General features: G+C 60.9%; 1 protein-coding gene. It reads left to right on the top strand.

Annotated elements, in window-relative coordinates; all coding sequences use genetic code 11:
- Positions 1–149 precede the first annotated feature (149 nt).
- Positions 150–243, top strand: a 94-nt coding sequence (locus QSV46_RS40795; RefSeq protein ID WP_314964433.1) for a DNA polymerase III subunit chi, incomplete at its 3' end; no start/stop codon positions are given.

The raw sequence follows: 243 nt of genomic DNA, 5'->3' as shown, positions 1-243 counted from the left end.
CCGTGGGTGCATCTCGACGTCGCGGGAACCGCGATGGGCGCGCCGAAAACCGACATCAACCACAGTTGGGGATCCGGCTACGGCGTTCGACTGCTGGACCGGCTGGTCGCGGAATATTACGAAGCCACGAAATAGTTCGGTTGCAGGCGATGACGGAAGTCCTGTTCTACCATTTGCAGGCCATGTCGCTCGAAAGCGTATTGCCGCCGCTGTTGGAAAAATCGCTCGAGCGCGGCTGGCGCG

Source organism: Bradyrhizobium cosmicum, from assembly GCF_032290525.1.
GTDB lineage: Bacteria > Pseudomonadota > Alphaproteobacteria > Rhizobiales > Xanthobacteraceae > Bradyrhizobium > Bradyrhizobium cosmicum_A.
This window is presented reverse-complemented; position numbering and strand designations above follow the sequence as displayed.